General features: G+C 62.7%; 9 protein-coding genes. 5 read left to right on the top strand and 4 right to left on the bottom strand.

Features of this window, described 5'->3' with window-relative positions; translation table 11 throughout:
• Nucleotides 1-113 precede the first annotated feature (113 nt).
• The gene (locus HWV67_RS12065; protein WP_175651930.1) at nt 114-878 is read left to right on the top strand and encodes an AraC family transcriptional regulator; all 765 of its coding nucleotides are present in this window, start codon (nt 114-116) and stop codon (nt 876-878) included.
• Between the two features lie 77 nt (nt 879-955).
• Nucleotides 956-1,840 carry a DMT family transporter gene (locus HWV67_RS12060; protein WP_175651394.1) on the top strand — a complete coding sequence of 295 codons (885 nt, stop codon included), beginning with the start codon at nt 956-958 and terminating at the stop codon, nt 1,838-1,840.
• Nucleotides 1,841-1,843: 3 nt separating this feature from the next.
• Here the strand turns inward: HWV67_RS12060 and HWV67_RS12055 are convergent, their stop codons facing one another.
• Nucleotides 1,844-2,125 carry a SelT/SelW/SelH family protein gene (locus tag HWV67_RS12055; RefSeq protein WP_175651393.1) on the bottom strand — a complete coding sequence of 94 codons (282 nt, stop codon included), beginning with the start codon at nt 2,123-2,125 and terminating at the stop codon, nt 1,844-1,846.
• 69 nt (nt 2,126-2,194) lie between these two features.
• On the opposite strand from HWV67_RS12055, the gene HWV67_RS12050 reads away from it, so the two are divergent.
• Nucleotides 2,195-4,399 carry a patatin-like phospholipase family protein gene (locus HWV67_RS12050; RefSeq protein WP_175651392.1) on the top strand — a complete coding sequence of 735 codons (2,205 nt, stop codon included), beginning with the start codon at nt 2,195-2,197 and terminating at the stop codon, nt 4,397-4,399.
• A gap of 249 nt (nt 4,400-4,648) precedes the next feature.
• Here HWV67_RS12050 and HWV67_RS12045 read toward each other — a convergent pair whose 3' ends face one another.
• Both HWV67_RS12045 and recQ read right to left on the bottom strand, forming a co-directional pair.
• Entirely contained in the window at nt 4,649-5,089 is a 441-nt protein-coding gene (locus HWV67_RS12045; protein ID WP_095160068.1) for a MarR family transcriptional regulator, read from the bottom strand.
• 117 nt (nt 5,090-5,206) lie between these two features.
• Nucleotides 5,207-7,342, bottom strand: coding sequence for a DNA helicase RecQ (gene recQ, locus HWV67_RS12040; protein ID WP_175651391.1), 2,136 nt, complete (start codon nt 7,340-7,342; stop codon nt 5,207-5,209).
• Nucleotides 7,343-7,581: 239 nt separating this feature from the next.
• Here recQ and HWV67_RS12035 point away from each other — a divergent pair, with 239 nt between their 5' ends.
• Together HWV67_RS12035 and HWV67_RS12030 are read left to right on the top strand one after the other, a co-directional pair.
• Nucleotides 7,582-8,169 (top strand): UPF0149 family protein, encoded by a 588-nt coding sequence (locus HWV67_RS12035; protein ID WP_175651390.1) that lies wholly within the window; start codon nt 7,582-7,584, stop codon nt 8,167-8,169.
• 10 nt (nt 8,170-8,179) lie between these two features.
• Complete coding sequence (locus HWV67_RS12030) at nt 8,180-8,545, top strand: YbaN family protein (RefSeq protein ID WP_175651389.1); 366 nt, start codon at nt 8,180-8,182, stop codon at nt 8,543-8,545.
• Nucleotides 8,546-8,596: 51 nt separating this feature from the next.
• On the opposite strand, the gene HWV67_RS12025 is transcribed toward HWV67_RS12030, so the two are convergent.
• A complete protein-coding gene (locus HWV67_RS12025; protein WP_175651388.1) occupies nt 8,597-20,080 on the bottom strand; it encodes a retention module-containing protein in 11,484 nt (3,827 codons plus the stop codon).
• Between the last annotated feature and the right edge of the window lie 382 nt (nt 20,081-20,462).

Raw genomic sequence — 20,462 nt, 5'->3', positions numbered from 1 at the left:
GACTTTGGGCGAGCTTGCCAGCCGGCGGTTAATCGAACATGACAGCCATACGGCAGTCCCATGACAGCCGCGGCGGAGTAAACTGGCGCCTTTCACCCGCCTGGACCCTCGCCATGAGCTGCGGCCCGATCCTCTCCCTGCGCCACTACCGCGATGACCTTATCGCCCACAGCCACGAGCACCCGCAACTGGTGTTCGGCCTGCGTGGGCGCCTGGATTTCGAAGTGGACGGGCGCGGCGCGCGGGTCGAGCGCCAGGACCTCATGGTGGTGCCCGCCGGCGCTCACCACACGTGCGGCAGCGACACCGGCAGCCATTGCCTGGTGCTGGATGTGCCCGCCGACAACTGGCTGGCCAGCAGCCTCGGCGCGCATGCGGGTGACTGTCACCGCCTGCTGGAACGACCCGGCCCGCTGCTGCTGGACACTCGTCAGCAGCAATTGGTGGACTGGCTGGCCCACAGCCCGGTGAGCGATCCGCTGATTGCCCGCCAGGGCGCGGTGCTGTTGCTCGCCAGCTTGAATGCCGCTGCCAGCGCCAGCCCGGTCCAGCGCGAACTGCCCTACGCCAGCTTCGACGCCCATATCGAGCAGTACGCGGCCTATCCGTTGCAGGTCGCGGACCTCGCGCGGCTGGCCGGGTTGTCCAGCGCACGCCTGCACGCCCGCTTCATCGCCGAGCGCGGCATCACGCCGATGGACTACATTCGCCAGCGCCGCCTGCTGCGCGCCCGGCAATTGCTGCAAGCCACCTCCTTGCCGGTCGGCGAGATCGCCAGCCGGGTTGGCTACAGTTCCCAGAGCGCCTTCGCCGCCGCCATGCTCAAGGCCTTCGGTCGCAGCCCCGGTGCGCTGCGCCGCGAGTCTGGCGACAACTGACGCGAGGACCGCGACAGACACCCCGACGTGGCCCGCCTTACACTGGCCACGCTGTCGCCTGCTCATCAAGGACTCCCATGAACCACCGCACCGCCCTCGGCGCCCTGCATATCGGCGCGCTGTTTTTCGGCCTGACCGGCGTTTTCGGCAAGCTTGCCAGTGCCGCGCCCTCGATCATCGTGTTCGGCCGCGCCGCCTTCGCGGTGCTCGCCCTCGGCCTGTTCGCCCGCCTCGCCGGCTCGGCCTGGCGGCCGCTGCAAGCCCAGGACTGGCGCCGCCTGGGACTGGGCGGCGTGCTGCTGGCCGGGCATTGGGTGAGCTTCTTCATCGCGGTAAAAGTCGGTGGTGTGGCCATCGCCACCCTGGGCTTCGCCAGCTTCCCGGCCTTCACGGTGATGCTCGAAGGCCTGCTGTTCCGCGAGCGGATTCGCGGTAACGAACTGCTGTTGGTGGTGCTGGTGAGCATCGGTTTGGTGCTGGTCACCCCCGACTTCGACCTCGCCAGCGAAGCCACTGCGGGCCTGCTCTGGGCGCTGCTTTCGGGCTTGCTGTTCTCGTTGTTGTCGCTGACCAACCGCGCAGGCGGCGGGCGCATCCCCGCGGTGCAGGCCGCGTTGTGCCAAAACCTGGTGGTCGCCCTGTGCCTGCTGCCGGTCGCGGCGCCGTCGCTGGCGGAAGTCCCGGCGATGGACTGGCTGTGGATCGGCCTGCTCGGGGTGTTCTGCACCGGCGTCGCCCACAGCCTGTTCGTCGCGTCGTTGGCGGTGATCAAGGCACGCACCGCTGCGGTGGTGTTCGCCCTTGAGCCGGTCTACGGCATCACCATGGCCTGGCTGCTGTTCGCCGAAACGCCCACCCCGCGCATGCTGCTGGGCGGCGCGCTGATTATCCTGGCGATCGTGGTGTCCAGCCGCCTCGCCGCCAGCGCCGAGCCGCGCAAGGCCGCCGCCGGACAAAGCTGAACCTCAGCGGTCGTTGTGACCGAGGTCGCGCTCGGGGTCGATCAGGTCGCGCACCCGCTGCTTGAGCACCTTGGCTTCCGGGAAGCCGCCGTCGGCCTTGCGCTCCCAGATCTGCACGCCATCGCAGGTGATGCGGAACGTGCCGCCGCTGGCGGGCTCCAGCGCCACGCGGCCCAGTTCGTCGCTGAACGTGCTGAGCAGTTCCTGGGCCAGCCAGGCCGCGCGCAGCAGCCATTGGCACTGCGTGCAATAGGTGATGACAATTTCCGGCTTCGGCGCGCTCACGGTAACAACCTCAAACAAAATGTGTGGCGCTTATACTAGCGGTCTTTGCCCTTCGCTCCGAGAGCCACGATGCGCCGCCTGCTGCTCTGTCTGCTGCTGTTGTCCACCACCCTTTCCCTGTTCGCCGCCGAGACCGCCAAGCCTGGCGCTACCCGGCCCAAAGTCGGCCTGGTGCTGTCCGGCGGCGCCGCTCGCGGGCTGGCCCATATCGGCGTGCTCAAGGCGCTGGAAGAACAGGGCGTGAAGATCGACGCCATCGCCGGCACCAGCATGGGCGCGGTGATCGGCGGGCTCTACGCCTCCGGCTACAAGATCGAGGAACTGGAGAAACTGGCGCTGTCGATCGACTGGCAGCAGGCCCTTTCCGATGCGCCGCCGCGCAAGGACGTCCCGTTCCGCCGCAAACAGGACGACCGCGACTTCCTGATCAAACAGAAAATCAGCTTCCGCGACGACGGCAGCCTCGGCCTGCCGCTGGGGGTGATCCAGGGCCAGAACCTGGCGCTGCTGCTGGAAAGCCTGCTGGCCCACACCAGCGATACCCGCGACTTCGACAAACTGCCGATCCCCTTCCGCGCGGTGGCCACCGATATCGCCAGCGGCGAGAAGGTGGTGTTCAGCCGAGGCCACCTGCCCCAGGTGATTCGCGCCAGCATGTCCATCCCGGCGGTGTTCGCCCCGGTCGAGCTGGAGGGTCGGCTGCTGGTCGACGGCGGCATGGTGGACAACATCCCGCTGGATATCGTGCGGGAAATGGGCGTGGACATCGCCATCGTCGTCGATATCGGCACGCCGCTGCGCAACCGCAAGCAACTGGCAACGGTGGTCGATGTGCTCAACCAGTCCATCACCCTGATGACCCGGCGCAACTCCGAAGAACAACTGGCCGCCCTCAAGCGCGACGACATCCTGATTCAGCCGTCACTGGCCAGCTTCGGCGTCACCGACTTCGGTCGAGCGCCGGAAATGGTCGATGCTGGCTACCGGGCGACACAAATTCTCGGCCCTCGCCTGGCCGCCCTGCGCCATGTCGAAGGCAGCGGCGCCGAGCTGGCGGTGGCCCGCTCTCCAGGGCAACGGACCCCGGTGATCACCGCAATCAAGGTGGAGAACGATTCCAAGGTCAGCGACGACGTGATCCGCTACTACATCCGCCAACCCGTCGGCCAGCCACTGGAGCTGGACCGCCTGCAGACCGACATGGGCACCCTGTACGGCCTGGACTACTTCGACCGGGTCCAGTACCGCGTGGTGCACAAGGGCGAGGACAACACCTTGGTGATCAACGCCCGCGGTCGCCGCGGCGGCACCGACTACCTGCGCCTGGGCATCAACCTCTCGGATGACATGCGCGGCGACAGCGCCTTCAACCTCGGCGCCAGCTACCGGGTCAACGGCATCAACAGGCTCGGCGCGGAATGGCTGACCCGAGCGCAGATCGGTGATGTGCAGGAGCTGTACAGCGAGTTCTACCAGCCGCTGGATACCGGCTCGCGCTATTTCGTCGCGCCGTACCTGAACCTCGGCTCGCAGAACATCGAGGCGACGCTGGACAACGACCCCGTCGCCGAATACCGCCTGGAGCGCTACGGCTTCGGCCTGAACCTCGGCCGGCAGATCGGCAACAGCGGTGAAGTGCGCTTCGGCGTCGGCCAGGCCTGGGGCAAGGCCGAGGTGCGGATCGGCGACCAGGACCTGCCCAAGGTCAACTTCAACGAAGGCTTCTACGAGCTGAAGTATTCTTTCGACACCCTGGACAACGTCTATTTCCCCCACAGCGGCGAAGACATCCGCCTGACCCTGCGCCAGTTCGAACCGGACCTCGGCTCCGATCAACGTTACCGGCAATGGGACTTCAAACTGGACAAGGCACTGAGCAGCGGCCCGAACACCTGGGTGCTGGGCGGACGTTACGGACGGACGCTGGACGATGCCGACGTGGTGGTGTCGAGCATGGTGATGGGCGGGCCGCGGCAGCTTTCAGGCTTCCGCCAGAACTCGCTGTCAGGGCAGAACCTGAGCCTGATGCGCATGGTCTATTACCGCCGGCTGACCCCACGCGCCTACCTGCCGCTGGACTTCCCGCTGTACTTGGGCGGCTCGCTGGAACGCGGGCGAGTCTGGAACAACGACAATGAGTTCGACAGTGGTTATGTCAACGCGGCGAGTGTGTTCGTCGGTTTTGATACGCCATTGGGGCCGTTGAGCTTCAGTTATGGCTTCAACAGCGAGGATGAGAAGGCGGTTTATCTGAATTTGGGGCAGACGTTCTGAAGGGGGGTTAGCTGTAGGAGCCATAAAAAATCGGCACACAATGCGTAATGCCTGTCAGTTAAACCGATTGGGGCCGCTTTGCGGCCCTTCGCGAGCAAGCTCGCTCCCACAAACTGCACCTTTGCTAGGGATCCTGTGGGAGCGAGCTTGCTCGCGAAGGGCTGCAGAGCAGCCCCAACATCGACACTGAAACGCTAACTGACTGACATTACGCACAACACGTCGGTTTTTTTGTCTTGCCAGATCCGGTCAGACCTTGGACTTTTCCAGGTTCGCCAGAATCCGCGTATGAACCCGCATGCACACCGCCAGGTCCTCTTCATCCACGCCGATGAACAACTCCAGCCGCAGGGCGTTGGCGATGGTTTCGATCTGGTCGATCAGCGGCTTGGCCGGTGGGCAAAGAACGATCTTCTTCGCGCGGCGATCTTCCACCACCGCCTGACGCCGCACCAACCCCTGGGCTTCGAGGCTGTCGAGCAGCCGGGCCAGGGTCGGACCTTCGACCCCCACGCTCTGCGCCAACTCGCGCTGAGTCGGTGCTTCTTCGAAGCGGGCCAGGTGCAACAGCACCAGCCAGCGCGCCTGAGACAGGTTCAGGCCCGCCAGGCGGCGGTCCAGTTCGGCACGCCAGCCCCGGGACATATGGGCCAGTTGCATCCCGAAGCGGTGTTGATCGGTCAACGGCATAAAAAACTCATAATCAGAACTAATTATTAGCCAGCTAACCATGGCCGTTGCCCTTAGGCAAGGTTCATCTGGACGAGGCTTCGCGGCAAACGTAAAAAATCATGACAGACGCGCCGGTCACATCTCGAATTCGGACGCCAGTGCAGCGCGCACGCAATACAGCACGCCTTCCGGCACCCGCGCGCCGAACAGCGGGCTGATCTCCGACACTGGCGGCAGTTCGCCCTCGCCATCGAGGAACGCATCCTGCACTTCCGCCATCAGGTCTTCCGGCAGGTCCAGGGCTTGCTCCAACGACAGTTCCTGGCGACCGATGGCCTCGGCGAGCAGGCTGTAGACGTTCTTCTCGCTGCACTGCAACTGCCCGGCGATCTGTGCCGGCGTCATGCCGGCGCGGGCCAGGGTGACGAGTTCGTGGCGCAGATCGGCAACCACCGGAGGCGCCTCGGCTGCGCCGCCCAGCACTTCGAGGAAGGCCTGGCCATAACGCTCCAGCTTGCGCGCACCAACGCCGCTGACCTGGGCCATCTCGCTGAGGCTGGTCGGCTGGCTGCGGAGCATTTCCAGCAAGGTGGAATCGGGGAAGATTACATAAGGCGGTACGCCGTGCTCCTCGGCCAGCTTGCGGCGCAGGGCGCGCAGGGCTTCCCACTGCTCGCGCTCTTCGCCGCGCACCAGTTGACTGGCCGGGCTGCCGCCGCTGCTGTTGGACTTGCTGCTGGTCTGCGGCTTGAGGTCGCGGCGCAGCTCCAGGCTGACTTCGCCACGCAGCAACGGCCGGCAACTGTCGGACAAGCGCAAACCGCCATAGCCCTCCAGATCGATATCGACCAGGCCGCGCGCCACCAACTGGCGGAACAGCGAACGCCATTCACCCTCGGCGCGGGCCTTGCCGACGCCATAGACCGCCAGCTTCTCGTGACCGAAGTTGCGTATTTTTTCGTTGTCCTTGCCCAGCAGCACATCCACCAGGTGACCGACGCCATAACGCTGGCCAGTGCGGTAGACCGCCGACAGCGCCTGACGCGCCGACTCGGTGGCATCCCAGGTCTGCACGCCGTCGACGCAGTTGTCGCAATGGCCGCAGGGCTGCGGCAGTTCCTCGTCGAAGTAGCGCAGCAGGGCCTGGCGGCGGCAGCGGGTTTCTTCGCAGAGGGCGAGCATGGCGTCGAGCTTGTGCTGCTCGACGCGCTTGTGCCGCTCATCGCCCTCGGAGTTCTGCAGCATCTGCTTGAGCATCACCATGTCTTGCAGGCCGTACGCCATCCAGGCATCGGCAGGCAGGCCGTCGCGGCCAGCACGACCGGTTTCCTGGTAATAGGCTTCCAGCGACTTTGGCAGGTCGAGGTGGGCGACGAAGCGCACGTTGGGTTTGTCGATACCCATGCCGAAGGCAATGGTCGCCACCATGATCAGCCCTTCCTCATTGAGGAAGCGGCGCTGGTTGGCGGCACGGGTCTCGGCCGGCAGCCCGGCGTGATACGGCAGCGCCGGGAAGCCCTGGTCGCAGAGGAACGCGGCGACCTCATCGACCTTCTTGCGCGACAGGCAGTAAACGATCCCGGCGTTACCGCGGCGCTCGCCAAGGAACGCCAGCAACTGCTTGCGCGGCTGCTCCTTGGGCACGATGCGGTAGAAGATGTTGGGACGGTCGAAGCTGGAGAGAAAGCGCTCGGCGTCTTGCAGGTGCAGACGCGTGACGATTTCTTCCCGTGTGCGCATGTCGGCCGTGGCGGTCAGGGCGATGCGCGGCACATTAGGGAAGTACTCGGCCAACTGGCCCAGTTGCAGGTATTCGGGGCGGAAATCATGGCCCCATTGCGATACGCAGTGAGCCTCGTCGATGGCGAACAGGGCAATATCGAGTTCACGCAGGAAGTCCAGCATGCGCGGCTGCACCAGGCGTTCCGGCGCGAGATAGAGCATTTTCAGCTCGCCGCGGCGGATCCGCCCGGCCAGTTCGCGCTGTTGCTCGGCGCTCAGGGTGGAGTTCAACGAGGCGGCGGCTACGCCCAGCTCGTCGAGGGTCGCCACCTGGTCTTCCATCAGCGCGATCAGCGGCGAAACCACCACCGCCAGGCCATTGCGCAACAGCGCCGGAACCTGGAAGCACAGCGACTTGCCGCCGCCCGTGGGCATCAGCACCAACGCATCGCCGCCGTTGGCCACGCGTTCGATGATCGCCCCCTGGCGTCCCCGGAAGCTGTCGTAGCCGAAGATATCCTTGAGGACGCGCTGAGCCTGTTCGAGCATAACCACTCCAAAAATCGTGAAACCATCCCGGCCACAGGCTGGATGAAAACCGTCCGCGACTCACACAAAAATGCGCAAGCAGCTTTTACCGGGGAAATCCGCACCCACCGGAAAAAAGCCGGCAGTATACCCGAGCACCCAACGCCAAAGGGGGTTGCACGATAGACCGTCATCCTTTGCGTTGCAGGTGCTGCAAAATGCTAGAATTCAGCATCGTTATATTTCCAAGGTAGCCCCTAATGTCCTTCGCTGAGCAATTGACCCGCCTGCAAGCCTTCCTCGACGCCGACGAGCTGCACGAAGAGGCGCTGGACTACGTTGCCGCCCACGGCTACCTGACCGCGCTGTCGATCAGCGCCGAAGAGGTGACCGACCGTGAGTGGATCGACGCCCTGTTCGCCGAGGAACCTCACTACGCCAACGACGCACAGCGTGCCGAGATCGAAGCCACGCTGATCCAGCTCAAGGCCCACATCGCCCGTCAACTGGCCAGCGACGAGGAATTCGAGCTGCCATGCGACCTCGACCTGGGCGACGAGCCAGATGATTCCGACCTGCGCGGCTGGTGCATCGGCTTCATGGAAGGTGTCTTCCTGCGTGAGGAAGCCTGGTTCGAAAGCGCCGAGGAAGAAGTCAGCGAAATGCTCCTGCCGATCATGGTCGGTTCCGGTCTGTTCGATGAACAGCCAGAGTTCGCCGATATCGCCAGCGACGCGAACCTGATGGACGACATGATCGTGCAGATTCCGGAAGCGCTGACCGCGCTGTACCTGCTCTGCCACGCGCCAGAAGAAAAGCCGGCCCTGCTCAAGCCGCGCCACCACTGAGTTCGCGTTCGTGCGCTACCTGCTGCTGGCCATCGGCTGGCTCAGCGTCGCGCTAGGGGTGATTGGCATCTTCCTTCCGGTGCTGCCAACCACCCCTTTTCTTTTGCTCGCGGCCGCCTGTTTCGCCCGCAGCTCCCCCCGTTTCCACGACTGGCTGGTGTACCACCCGCGCCTTGGGCCGTGGATCCGCGACTATCTCAGCGGCGAAGGCATTCCCCTCAAGGGCAAGGTCTACGCCATCGGCCTGATGTGGGCCAGTATCAGCTTTTCGTGCTACCTGGTGCCCTCGCCCTGGGCCCGTGGCTTCATGCTGACCAGTGCGGTGCTGGTGACGATTTACATCCTGCGACAGAAAACCCTTCGCCTGCCGCGCTGAAAAAAAGCGGGAGTGGCGCCGCGTGCAGCGCCACTCCCGCGGTCCCCGCCCTTAAACCGTATCCACTTTCAACGAATGGTCATTGATCATGCCGTTGATGATGGTCGCCGTGTCCGCCCCCGAAGCGATCACCCCGCCCGCCCCCGCCGTCACCCCGTAGTGCTGGGCAAGGTCCACACCGGCAAGATCGATGGTCTGGGTCGGCGTCGCCCCGGCCACCGAACTGACCTCAATGGTCGAAACAACGCTGGCCCCCGCGCCGGTCACCTTGAAGTGCAGATAGTCATCCAGCGAAGCCGACGTCGTGTTTTCCCCCTGGAGCAATTGCGACAGGTCCAGATGGTCGGTGCCGGGGGTGAAGTCGGTCACCACATCGTGACCGGTATCGCCCTGCTGCCAGAGGAACGTGTCGCTGCCTGGCCCCCCGGTCATGGTGTCGTCCCCGCGGCCGCCAATCAGCACATCGTCGCCACCACCGCCGTTGAGCGTGTCATTGCCCAGGCCGCCCTCCAGACGATTCGCGCCGCCGTCCCCTGTGAGAGTGTCGTTGTAGTCAGAGCCGATCAGGTTTTCGATCGAGACCAGCGTGTCCAGCCCCGCGCCTATGGTGTTCTGCTGACCGGCAAGGCTCAGATTGACCGTCACAGCGCTGGTGGCGCTGGCGTAACTCGCCGTGTCGATACCGGCCCCGCCGTCGAGCAGGTCGTTGCCAAGGCCGCCGATCAGCAAATCATTGCCGTTGCCGCCATACAGCGAGTCATTGCCGGCGCCGCCCACCAGCACATCATTGCCGTCCCCGCCGTTGAGCGTGTCGTTACCGCTGCCGCCGAGCAAGGTGTCGGCATTGGCGGTGCCGGTCAGGGTGGAACTGTCCTGATAGGTGATATCCAGCGCGCCGGTGGCGGTGCCGCCGTGTCCGTCGCTGACGGTGTAGCTGCCGTTGTACTGCGGGGTATTGTTGGCCGCGCCCGAGTAATCGACGGTCATGGTCAGTTGGTAGTTCTCGGCGTTGTTGACCCCGCTGCCGCTGGTGTTGGTGAGGTTGACCACATGGATGCTGTAGACCCCGTCATGGCTGGCAACAAAAGAGCTGCCGTCAGCGATCGTCTGGTAGCTGCCAGACGCATCCTTCCACTCCATCAGCACGTTGCCGGCAGGCCGGTCATGGTCGAGCTTGAGGCTCTCGCCCGTTTTCAGGGTGACCGTGATCACGTCTTCATCGTTGGCGTTGGTGTTCGAGACCGCCCCCAGATAGCCGCTGACGATCAGTGCCGCGGTCATTGAACCGCTGGTGCCGGTGAAGGTGCTGCGGGCAATGTCCTTCAACTGATTCGCCGGACTGTCCCCGTTGCCATTGAACAACACCGTCGGCGTGGTACTGCCAACAGTGAAGTCGGCACCGCGGGCGCTCCAGCCGGTATTGAAGGTGATCGGCGAAGCAGTCAGGCGGTCGTTGTTGGCATCGGTGTCATTGGCCAGCAAGGCCTCAGCCGGCACCGTGATATTGGCCGAGAGGATATTGGTGATGATGTGGTCGGCCCCCGCCACTGGCGCGGCGTTGGTGTAGACATTGATCACCAGGCTGGCATTGCTCAGGTCGCCGTCGTTGTCGCTGACCACGAAACCGACGTTCTCCACCTGGCTGCTGCCGTTGTCCTTCGGCGGGGTGTAGGTGAAATCGCCGGTATCCATGTTCACCACCAGCGAGCCGCCCATGACAGTCTTGACGGTGATGCTGTTGGTCACAGTGTCGAAGGTGCCGCGATCGGTACCACTGGTGGCGTAGGAACCCTGGTTGGAATTGCCTTTCGGGTCGTAGGTATAGGTCGTGCCGCCCCCCCCCAGCGACTTGATAAAGCCGCCATCGGCGCCGAAGTACCCGCCGCTCATCAGGCTGCCGGTGATCGGCGCCCCCTGAACGGTGCCAGACAGTACCGAGTTCAACTGGTTGAGGTCGGTCACTACGGTGGCATTGGTATCGGTATGGGTACTGCCGTCGTAGGCCAGCGGATTGAGGTTGCTGGCGTTGACTCCGGTGCCCAGACCAATGGCGTAGGACTTGATCCCGTTGGCATCAAGGAAATTGGTCCATGTGGTTTCCCGGGTGCCGGAAATGGCGTGCCCGGAGGTCGGCTCACCGTCGGAGAAGAAGTAGGTGATGTTCTGCGCACCCACGATTTTTCCGGCAGTGGTGTAGGCGCTCTGCGCCGAGGTCGTGGCCGAGTCGTAGTACGTCGACCCGCCGGCACTGAGACCATTGACGATGGTCTTGGCCTGGTCGACCGTGACCCACACCGCCGACTGCCCGGTAGCACCGGTGGAGAACGTAACGATCTGCACTTTGACATCGCCCAGGTCGTCGTACTTGTCGAGCAATGCGGCAATGGCCTGTTTCGCCAGTTGCAGACGCGTGAGCCCCGGCACGCCGGAAGCATCGTTCATGCTGCCCGACACGTCGATGACCAGCAGCAGGTTGGAGTCCACCTGCCCCGGCGTGACGGAGCGCGTCGCGCCTACGGCCTTCGGCACATCGTCGACGATGTTGATCAGGATGGTGCTGGTGGTGAAGTTGCCCAGCGCATCCGTCGCCTTGTAGGTGAAGGACTCGGTCATCACATTCGCGCCATCGTTGGCGCCACCCGGCGTTTTCGGTGCCGAGGTCAGGGTGTACCTGTAGGTACCGTCAGCGTTGAGCAGGATCTGGCCGTAGGACCCCGTCGAGCTTCCCATCAAGCTGTAAGAGATGGCGCCAGACCCGCCCGACACCGACCCTACCAACGTCCCACTGCCAGTTTCCGTCGTCGCACCGGGATCGCTGCCGACCACCGTACCGGCGGCCAGGTCCTGACCATCCTTGATAAGGTCCAGGGCTTTTTCATAAACCGTCACGTCCTGGTCCTGACCTGCAATCAGCGCACAATCCTTCACATTGACGGTGAGGGTCGTGGTGCTTTCGTCACCGTCGGCATCCCGAATGGTGTAGGTGAACACGTCCTGCGCACCGGCCGCCGCTACCGAGTTCGGATTGGCGTGATACACCGCATTCCCCGCGGCATCCAGGGTCAGGGTGCCGTAGGTGCCGGCGACATTGGTGTTCAGCGAGCCAATGGCCGACGTCGCGGTATTGGAGCCAGCGCGGACACCCACCACCACATTGCTGCCGGGGTCGTCGGCACCCTTGGTGTCGTTGGTCAGGACATTGCCGGTCACCGTATCGCCCTCGATGACCGAGACCGCATCGGGACGCGCCGTCGGCACATCGTCGATGATATTGACGTCGAGGCTGCCGCTGGTGGTGCTGCCGTCAGCGTCCGTCGCGGTGACGGTGAAGCTCTCGGTGAGACTGTTCATGCCACCGGCGTTTGGATGGGCTTCGTTATCCAGCAGGGTGTAGCTGTAGGTCACTACGCCGGTGGTTGGGTTGTAGCCGGTGACTGTCAGGGTGTTGCCCAGAGGGGTCGTTGCGGTTTGTGGGAAACCGGCGGCCACTCCTCCGCTGACGACATTGATGCCGCCCACGCTCAGGGTTTGCAGACCGTCCGGGGCGGTGACGGTGAAGGTGCCGGTTTGAGTCAGCGCCGGAGTGTTTGGACTGCTGCCGTCGCTCAGGTTTTTCTCGTAGACCGTCAGTTCGCCGCCCGCAACGTTGAGGCCGTTGAGGGTGACAGGGTCGTTGAGGTTCTTGATGTTGAGGACCAGGTTGGCGGTGCTGGTGTCGCCGTCCGCATCCTTCAGGGTGTAGGCAAATGTCTCGGTGCCGGTGCCACCACCGTGCAGGTTGATGAAGTCCTGGTCCGAGGGGTTCAGGGTGTAGGTGTAGGAGCCGTCCGCTGCCAGTACGAGGGTGCCGTAGGTACCCGTGAAGGTGCCGGCGGTGATCGGGCCGGTGACACGGTCGGCGCCTTGGATGTCGTTGGTCAGCACATTCCCGGTGAGGGTCAGTTGGGCTTCGGTGGCGGTGACGGCGTTAGTGTCAGGGGCGGCGGTGGGTACATCGTCGACGATGTTTACGTCGAGGCTGCCGCTGGTAGTGCTGCCGTCGGTATCCGTCGCGGTGACGGTGAAGCTCTCGGTGAGGCTGTTGATGCCGCCCGCATTCGGATGGGTTTCGTTATCCAGCAGGGTGTAGCTGTAGGTCACTACGCCGGTGGTTGGGTTGTAGCCAGTGACTGTCAGCGTGTTGCCCAGCGGGGTCGTTGCGGTTTGTGGGAACCCGGCGGCCACTCCTCCGCTGACGACATTGATGCCACCAACACTTAGAGTTTGCAGACCGTCCGGCGCGGTGACCGTAAAGGTGCCGGTTTGAGTCAGCGCCGGAGTGTTTGGACTGCTGCCGTCGCTGAGGTTCTTCTCGTAGACCGTCAGTTCGCCGCCCGCAACGTTGAGGCCGTTGAGGGTGACCGGGTCGTTGAGGTTCTTGATGTTGAGGACCAGGTTGGCGGTGCTGGTGTCGCCGTCCGCATCCTTCAGGGTGTAGGCAAATGTCTCGGTTCCGGTACCACCACCGTGCAGGTTGATGAAGTCCTGGTCCGAGGGGTTCAGGGTGTAGGTGTATGAGCCGTCCGCTGCCAGGACCAATATGCCGTAGGTTCCGGTAAAGGTGCCGGCGGTGATCGGGCCGGTGACACGGTCGGCGCCCTGGATATCGTTGGTCAGCACATTCCCGGTGAGGGTCAGTTGGGCTTCGGTGGCGGTGACGGCGTTAGTGTCAGGGGCGGCGGTGGGTACATCGTCGACGATGTTTACGTCGAGGCTGCCGCTGGTGGTGCTGCCATCGGTGTCAGTCGCGGTGACGGTAAAGCTCTCGGTGAGGCTATTGATGCCGCCGGCGTTTGGATGGGTTTCGTTATCCAGCAGGGTGTAGCTATAGGTCACTACGCCGGTGCTTGGGTTGTAGCCGGTGACTGTCAGTGTGTTGCCCAGCGGGGTCGTTGCGGTTTGTGGGAAACCGGCGGCCACTCCGCCAGAGACAACGTTGATACCGCCCACGCTCAGGGTTTGCAGGCCGTCTGGCGCAGTGACCGTAAAGGTGCCGGTTTGAGTCAGCGCCGGAGTATTCGGGTTACTACCGTCACTCAGATTCTTCTCGTAAACCGAAAGCTCGCCACCTGCCGCATCAAGGCCATTCAGGGTGACCGGATCATTCAGGTTCTTGATGTTCAGGACCAAATTGGCGGTGCTGGTATCACCGTCCGCGTCGGTCAGGGTGTAGGCAAACGTCTCAGTACCCGTTCCCCCACCATGCAGGTTGAAGAAGTCTGGATCAGCAGGATTCAGGGTGTAGGTGTAGGAGCCGTCCGCAGCCAGCACGAGTGTGCCGTAGGTGCCCGTGAAGGTGCCCGCAGTGATCGGACCGGTAACCCGGTCGGCACCCTGGATGTCGTTCGTCAGCACATTCCCTGTCAGCACCGTCGACGCTTCGGTAGCGACCGAGGCGTTGGTATCCGGCGCAGCGGTTGGCACGTCGTCGACGATGTTCACGTCGAGGCTGCCACTGCTGGTACTGCCGTCGGTGTCGGTCGCGGTGACGGTAAAGCTCTCGGTGAGACTGTTGATGCCGCCCGCATTCGGATGCGCTTCGTTATCTAGCAGCGTGTAGCTGTAGGTCACCACCCCGGTGGTTGGGTTGTAGCCAGTGACTGTCAGCGTGTTGCCCAAAGGCGTCGTAGCCGTTTGTGGGAAACCAGCCGCCACCCCGCCAGAAACAACGCTGATGCCACCTACGCTCAGGGTTTGCAGACCGTCCGGCGCAGTGACAGTGAACGTCCCCGTTTGAGTCAGTGCCGGCGTGTTCGGGTTGCTGCCGTCGCTCAGGTTTTTCTCGTAGACCGTCAGTTCGCCACCCGCAGCATCGAGTCCATTGAGGGTTACTGGGTCATTCAGGTTCTTGACGTTCAGGACCAGGTTGGCGGTGCTGGTATCACCGTCCGCGTCGGTCAGGGTGTAGGCAAACGTCTCAGTACCCGTTCCCCCACCATGCAGATTGAAGAAGTCTGGATCAGCAGGATTCAGGGTGTAGGTGTAGGAGCCGTCCGCAGCCAGCACGAGTGTGCCGTAGGTGCCCGTGAAGGTGCCCGCAGTGATCGGACCGGTAACCCGGTCGGCCCCCTGGATGTCGTTCGTCAGCACATTCCCTGTCAGCACCGTCGACGCTTCGGTAGCGACCGAGGCGTTGGTATCCGGCGCAGCGGTTGGCACGTCGTCGACGATGTTCACGTCGAGGCTGCCACTGGTGGTGCTGCCGTCGGTGTCGGTCGCGGTGACGGTAAAGCTCTCGGTGAGACTGTTGATGCCGCCGGCGTTTGGATGGGTTTCGTTATCCAGCAGGGTGTAGCTGTAGGTCACCACGCCGGTGGTTGGGTTGTAGCCGGTGACTGTCAGCGTGTTGCCCAGCGGGGTCGTTGCGGTTTGTGGGAACCCGGCGGCCACACCACCAGAAATAACGTTGATACCGCCCACGCTGAGCGTTTGCAGGCCGTCCGGTGCAGTCACAGTAAAGGTGCCGGTTTGGGTCAGTGCCGGCGTGTTCGGGCTACTACCGTCGCTCAGATTCTTCTCGTAAACCGAAAGCTCACCACCCGCCGCATCAAGGCCATTAAGGGTGACTGGGTCATTCAGATTCTTGATATCCAGAACCAGATTCGCAGTACTGGTATCGCCGTCGGCATCAGTCAGGGTGTAGGCAAACGTCTCAGTACCCGTGCCGCCACCATGCAGATTGAAGAAGTCCGGATCCGCAGGGTTCAGCGTGTAGGTGTAGGAGCCGTCCGCTGCCAGTACGAGGGTGCCGTAGGTGCCCGTGAAGGTGCCGGCGGTGATCGGGCCGGTGACACGGTCGGCGCCTTGAATATCGTTCGTCAGCACATTCCCTGTCAGCACCGTCGAGGCTTCGGTGGCAACCGATGCATTGGTATCCGCAACAGCCGTCGGCACATCATCAACGATGTTCACATCGAGACTGCCACTGGTGGTGCTGCCGTCGGTGTCGGTCGCGGTAACGGTAAAGCTCTCGGTGAGACTGTTGATGCCGCCCGCATTCGGATGCGCTTCGTTATCTAGCAGCGTGTAGCTGTAGGTCACCACCCCGGTGGTTGGGTTGTAGCCAGTGACTGTCAGCGTGTTGCCCAAAGGTGTCGTGGCGGTTTGCGGGAAACCGGCGGCCACACCACCAGAAATAACGTTGATGCCACCCACCCTCAGGGTCTGCAAACCATCCGGCGCAGTCACGGTAAAGGGGCCGGTTTGAGTCAGCGCCGGAGTATTCGGATTACTACCGCCGCTCAGTTTTTTCTCGTAAACCGAAAGCTCCCCACCCGCCGCATCAAGGCCATTGAGGGTGACTGGATCATTCAGGTTTTTGATGTCCAAGACCAAGTTGGCAGTACTGGTATCGCCATCAGCATCAGTCAGGGTGTAGGCAAACGTCTCAGTACCCGTTCCCCCACCATGCAGATTGAAGAAGTCCGGATCCGCAGGATTCAAGGTGTAGGTGTAGGAGCCGTCCGCAGCCAGCACGAGTGTGCCGTAGGTTCCGGTGAAGGTACCCGCAGTAATCGGCCCGGTAACCCGGTCGGCACCTTGGATGTCGTTGGTCAGCACATTCCCCGTCAGCACCGTCGAGGCTTCGGTAGCGACCGATGCATTGGTGTCAGGGGTGGCGGTTGGCACATCGTCGACGATGTTCACGTCGAGGCTGCCACTGCTGGTACTGCCATCAGTATCGGTAGCCGTGACGGTAAAGCTCTCGGTGAGACTGTTGATGCCGCCCGCATTCGGATGCGCTTCGTTATCCAGCAGTGTGTAGCTGTAGGTCACCACGCCGGTGCTTGGGTTGTAGCCGGTGACTGTCAGCGTGTTGCCCAACGGGGTCGTAGCGGTTTGCGGGAAACCGGCGGCCACACCACCAGAAATAACGTTGATACCGCCCACGCTGAGCGTTTGCAGGCCGTCCGGTGCAGTCACAGTAAAGGTGCCGGTTTGGGTCAGTGCCGGCGTGTTCGGGCTACTACCGTCGCTCAGATTCTTCTCGTAAACCGAAAGCTCACCACCCGCCGCATCAAGGCCATTAAGGGTGACTGGGTCATTCAGATTCTTGATATCCAGAACCAGATTCGCAGTACTGGTATCGCCGTCGGCATCAGTCAGGGTGTAGGCAAACGTCTCAGTACCCGTGCCGCCACCATGCAGATTGAAGAAGTCCGGATCCGCAGGGTTCAGCGTATATGCGTAAGAACCGTCCGCAGCCAATACCAACGTGCCGTAGGTTCCAGTGAAGGTACCGGCGGTGATCGGTCCAGTAACACGGTCGGCGCCTTGAATATCGTTCGTCAGCACATTCCCCCTCAGCATCGTCGAGGCTTCGGTAGCAACCGACGCATTGGTGTCAGGGGCGGCGGTTGGCACATCATCAACGATGTTTACGTCGAGACTGCCACTGCTGGTGCTGCCATCAGTATCGGTAGCCGTGACGGTAAAGCTCTCGGTAAGGCTGTTGATGCCGCCAGCATTCGGATGAGCTTCGTTATCCAGCAACGTGTAGCTGTAGGTCACCACACCGGTGCTTGGGTTGTAGCCAGTAACTGTCAGCGTGTTGCCCAGCGGGGTCGTTGCGGTTTGTGGGAAACCAGCCGCCACCCCGCCAGAAATAACGCTGATGCCACCCACACTCAGGGTTTGCAACCCATCCGGCGCAGTGACCGTAAGGGTGCCGGTTTGAGTCAATGCCGGAATATTCGGGCTACTCCCGTCGCTCAGATTCTTCTCGTAAACCGAAAGCTCACCACCCGCCGCTTCAAGACCATTAAGGGTGACTGGATCATTCAGATTCTTGATATCCAGAACCAGATTCGCAGTACTGGTATCGCCATCAGCATCAGTCAGGGTGTAGGCAAACGTCTCAGTCCCCGTACCCCCACCATGCAGATTGAAGAAGTCCGGATCCGCAGGATTCAGCGTATAGGTGTAAGACCCATCCGAAGCCAATACCAACGTGCCGTAGGTTCCGGTGAAGGTACCCGCAGTAATCGGCCCGGCAACCCGGTCGGCACCCTGGATATCGTTGGTCAGCACATTCCCCGTCAACACCGTCGACGCTTCCGTAGCAACCGACGCGTTGGTATCCGCAACAGCCGTCGGCACGTCGTCGACGATGTTGACGTCAATACTGCCGCTGGTGCTACTGCCATCGGTGTCGGTGGCGATAACGCTGAAGCTCTCGGTCACGCTGTTGGTGCCGCCGGCATTCGGGTGCGCTTCGTTGTCCAGCAGGGTGTAGCTGTAGGTCACCACGCCGGTGCTCGGGTTATAGCCAGTGACGGTCAGGGTGTTGCCGAGCAAGGTGGTCGTGGATTGCGGGAAGCCGGCCGCCACGCCGCCGCTGATGACATTGATGCCACCGACACTCAGGGTCTGCAGTCCATCCGGCGCGCTGATGGTGAAGGTGCCGGTCTGCGTCAACGCTCCGGCATCCGGGCTGCTGCCATCACTCAGGTTTTTCTCGTAGACGCTCAGCTCGCCGCCGCTGTTATCCAGGCCTGTCAGCGTCACCGGGTCGTTGAGGTTGGTGATGTTCAGCACCAGGTTGGCGGTGCTGGTATCGCCATCCGCATCGGTGAGGGTATAGGCAAAGGTCTCGGTCCCGTTACCACCACCGTGCAGGTTGAAGAAGTCCGGGTCGGCAGGATTCAGCGTGTAGGTGTAGGAACCATCTGCAGCCAGTACCAGTGTGCCGTAGGTCCCGGTGAAGGTGCCTGCGGTGATCGGTCCGGTCACCCGGTCGGCGCCCTGGATGTCGTTGGTCAGCACATTCCCGGTCAGCACTGTCGAGGCTTCGGTAGCGACCGACGCATTGCTGTCCGCTACTGCAACAGGCTGATCATCGACGATCAGCACGTTCAGGTTGGCCGTGCTGGAGCTGCCGTCGGTATCGGTGGCGACTACGGTGAAGCTTTCCGTCAGGGTGTTGGCCCCGTTGCCCGCCGGATGGGTTTCGCTGTCCAGCAGGGTGTAGCTGTAGGTCACCACCCCGGTGGCCGGGTTGTAGCCGGTGACTGTCAGGGTGTTGCCCAGCGGTGTCGTCACGGTTTGCGGGAAAGTGACCGCCACGCCGCCGGAAATAACGTTGATGCCGCCCACGCTCAAGGTCTGCAAGCCATCCGCCGCGGTGACGGTAAAGCTGCCGGTCTGGGTCAGCGCGGCCGCATCCGGGCTGCTGCCGGTACTCAGGTTTTTCTCGAAAACGCTGATCGCCCCGGCATTGGCCCCCACCCCGCCCAGCACCACCGGATCATCCAGGTTGGTGATGTTGAGCACGAGGTTGGCGTTGCTGGTGTCGCCATCGGCATCGGTCAGCGTGTAGGTAAAGGTCTCGGTCGCGTGACCGCCACCGTGCAGGTTGATGAAGTCCGGGTCCGATGGATTCAGGGTGTAGGTGTAGGAACCGTCCGCAGCCAGTACGAGCGTGCCGTAGGTGCCAGTGAAGGTTCCCGGAATGATCGGGTTGGGCGTGCGGTCGGCGCCCTGGATGTCGTTGGGTAGAACGTTGCCGGTCAATACGGTCGAGGCTTCGGTGGCCACCGAGGCATTGGTGTCGTCTACCGCCCGCGGTACATCGTCGAGGATGGTGACATCGAGGCTGCCGCTGGTGACATCGCCGTTGCTGTCACTGGCGGTGACCGGGATGCTCTCGCCCAGCGAGTTGCCGGCGGTGGTCAGGGTGTAGCTGTAGCTGACAGTGCCGCTGACCGGGTCGTACGCGGTGATGGTCAGGAGGTTGCCGGCACCGGTGGTGAAGGACTGTCCTACGCCAGTGACAACACCAGCCGTCAGCACATTCACGCCACCGACATTGAGGTTGAACACCCCGTCGGGCGCAACCACGGTGAAGGTCCCACCCTGGGTAAGGGCGCCGGGATTGCTGGCCGAGCCCTGTGGCAGATTGGCTTCGTTGACGGTGATCTCGCCGCCCTGCACCGCCAGGCCATTCAGGCTGATGGGGTTGTTCACCGAGGGTGGGAGAGGTTGATCGTGCGTCACATCGCCGGTGCGCAGGTCCACCAGGTCGCCCTGGAAGTTGAAGCCGGCGGTGGGAAAGCCAATCACCGGATCGACCCGGCCACCCACTTCGGTCAGCAACACGAAACTGTGTCCGCCGCCCAACGCACCGGGCGCGCCGTTACCCGGGCCGGCAGCGGTCGCTTCGGCATCCTGGGTCGGGTCGCCGCCGGCGGCGATGGCTTGCTGGAGTTTCTCGACGTCGGTCAGTTGCGCTTCAGTCGGAGTCACGATATCCGGAGCTTGCACATGAGGCGCGTGATGATTCAGCAGGTTGCTGGAGAGGGTCAGGCTGCTGTCGCGGCCGAGGGTCAGGTCCCCGCCGTTGGCCAGATGGACCGCCACGGCCCCGGCCGCGCCGGTCTCCAGTTGTTCGCCAACGAACAGACGGTCGCCTTCGACCAACGCCCGCCGGGTTCCGTCACTCGCGACCGCGAACACCAGACCGACCACCTTGCTGACCACACCGATTGACTGAGCCATGTACCCACTCCTCCACCGCCGAGTTCTCTTGCAGGAAGTACGTGGCGTTTCGTGTGCGGGCCAAATGACCGATGCCCGGATCGAAGTGCCTGCGACCGCCACGACCGGGGGATTTCAGAGGAAATCCACGATCCGGATCGACGTTGTCGCAATGGATTGAGAACACCTACTGGCAACTGGCCTTACGCCAAATTTCCGTCGCCAACATTTGCGGTGTTTCCCTTCCCCTCCACGCCTTTCATGCCCTATGTCGAGATACCACCTGAAAACTTTCTGGCGCCAGTAAAAAAGCGCCTCAGCGCCCGGTATACGTGGCGCTTGGGTTAAACAATGTGCTGGTTTCCTTAGACCGCATAAGTTTTTTTTCGCATAACCCTTATGA

The sequence above is a fragment of the Pseudomonas sp. Marseille-P9899 genome, assembly GCF_903166565.1.
In the GTDB taxonomy this organism is placed as follows: domain Bacteria; phylum Pseudomonadota; class Gammaproteobacteria; order Pseudomonadales; family Pseudomonadaceae; genus Aquipseudomonas; species Aquipseudomonas huaxiensis.
Note: the sequence above shows the minus strand (reverse complement) of the source record. Positions and strands in the feature narration are given on the sequence as shown.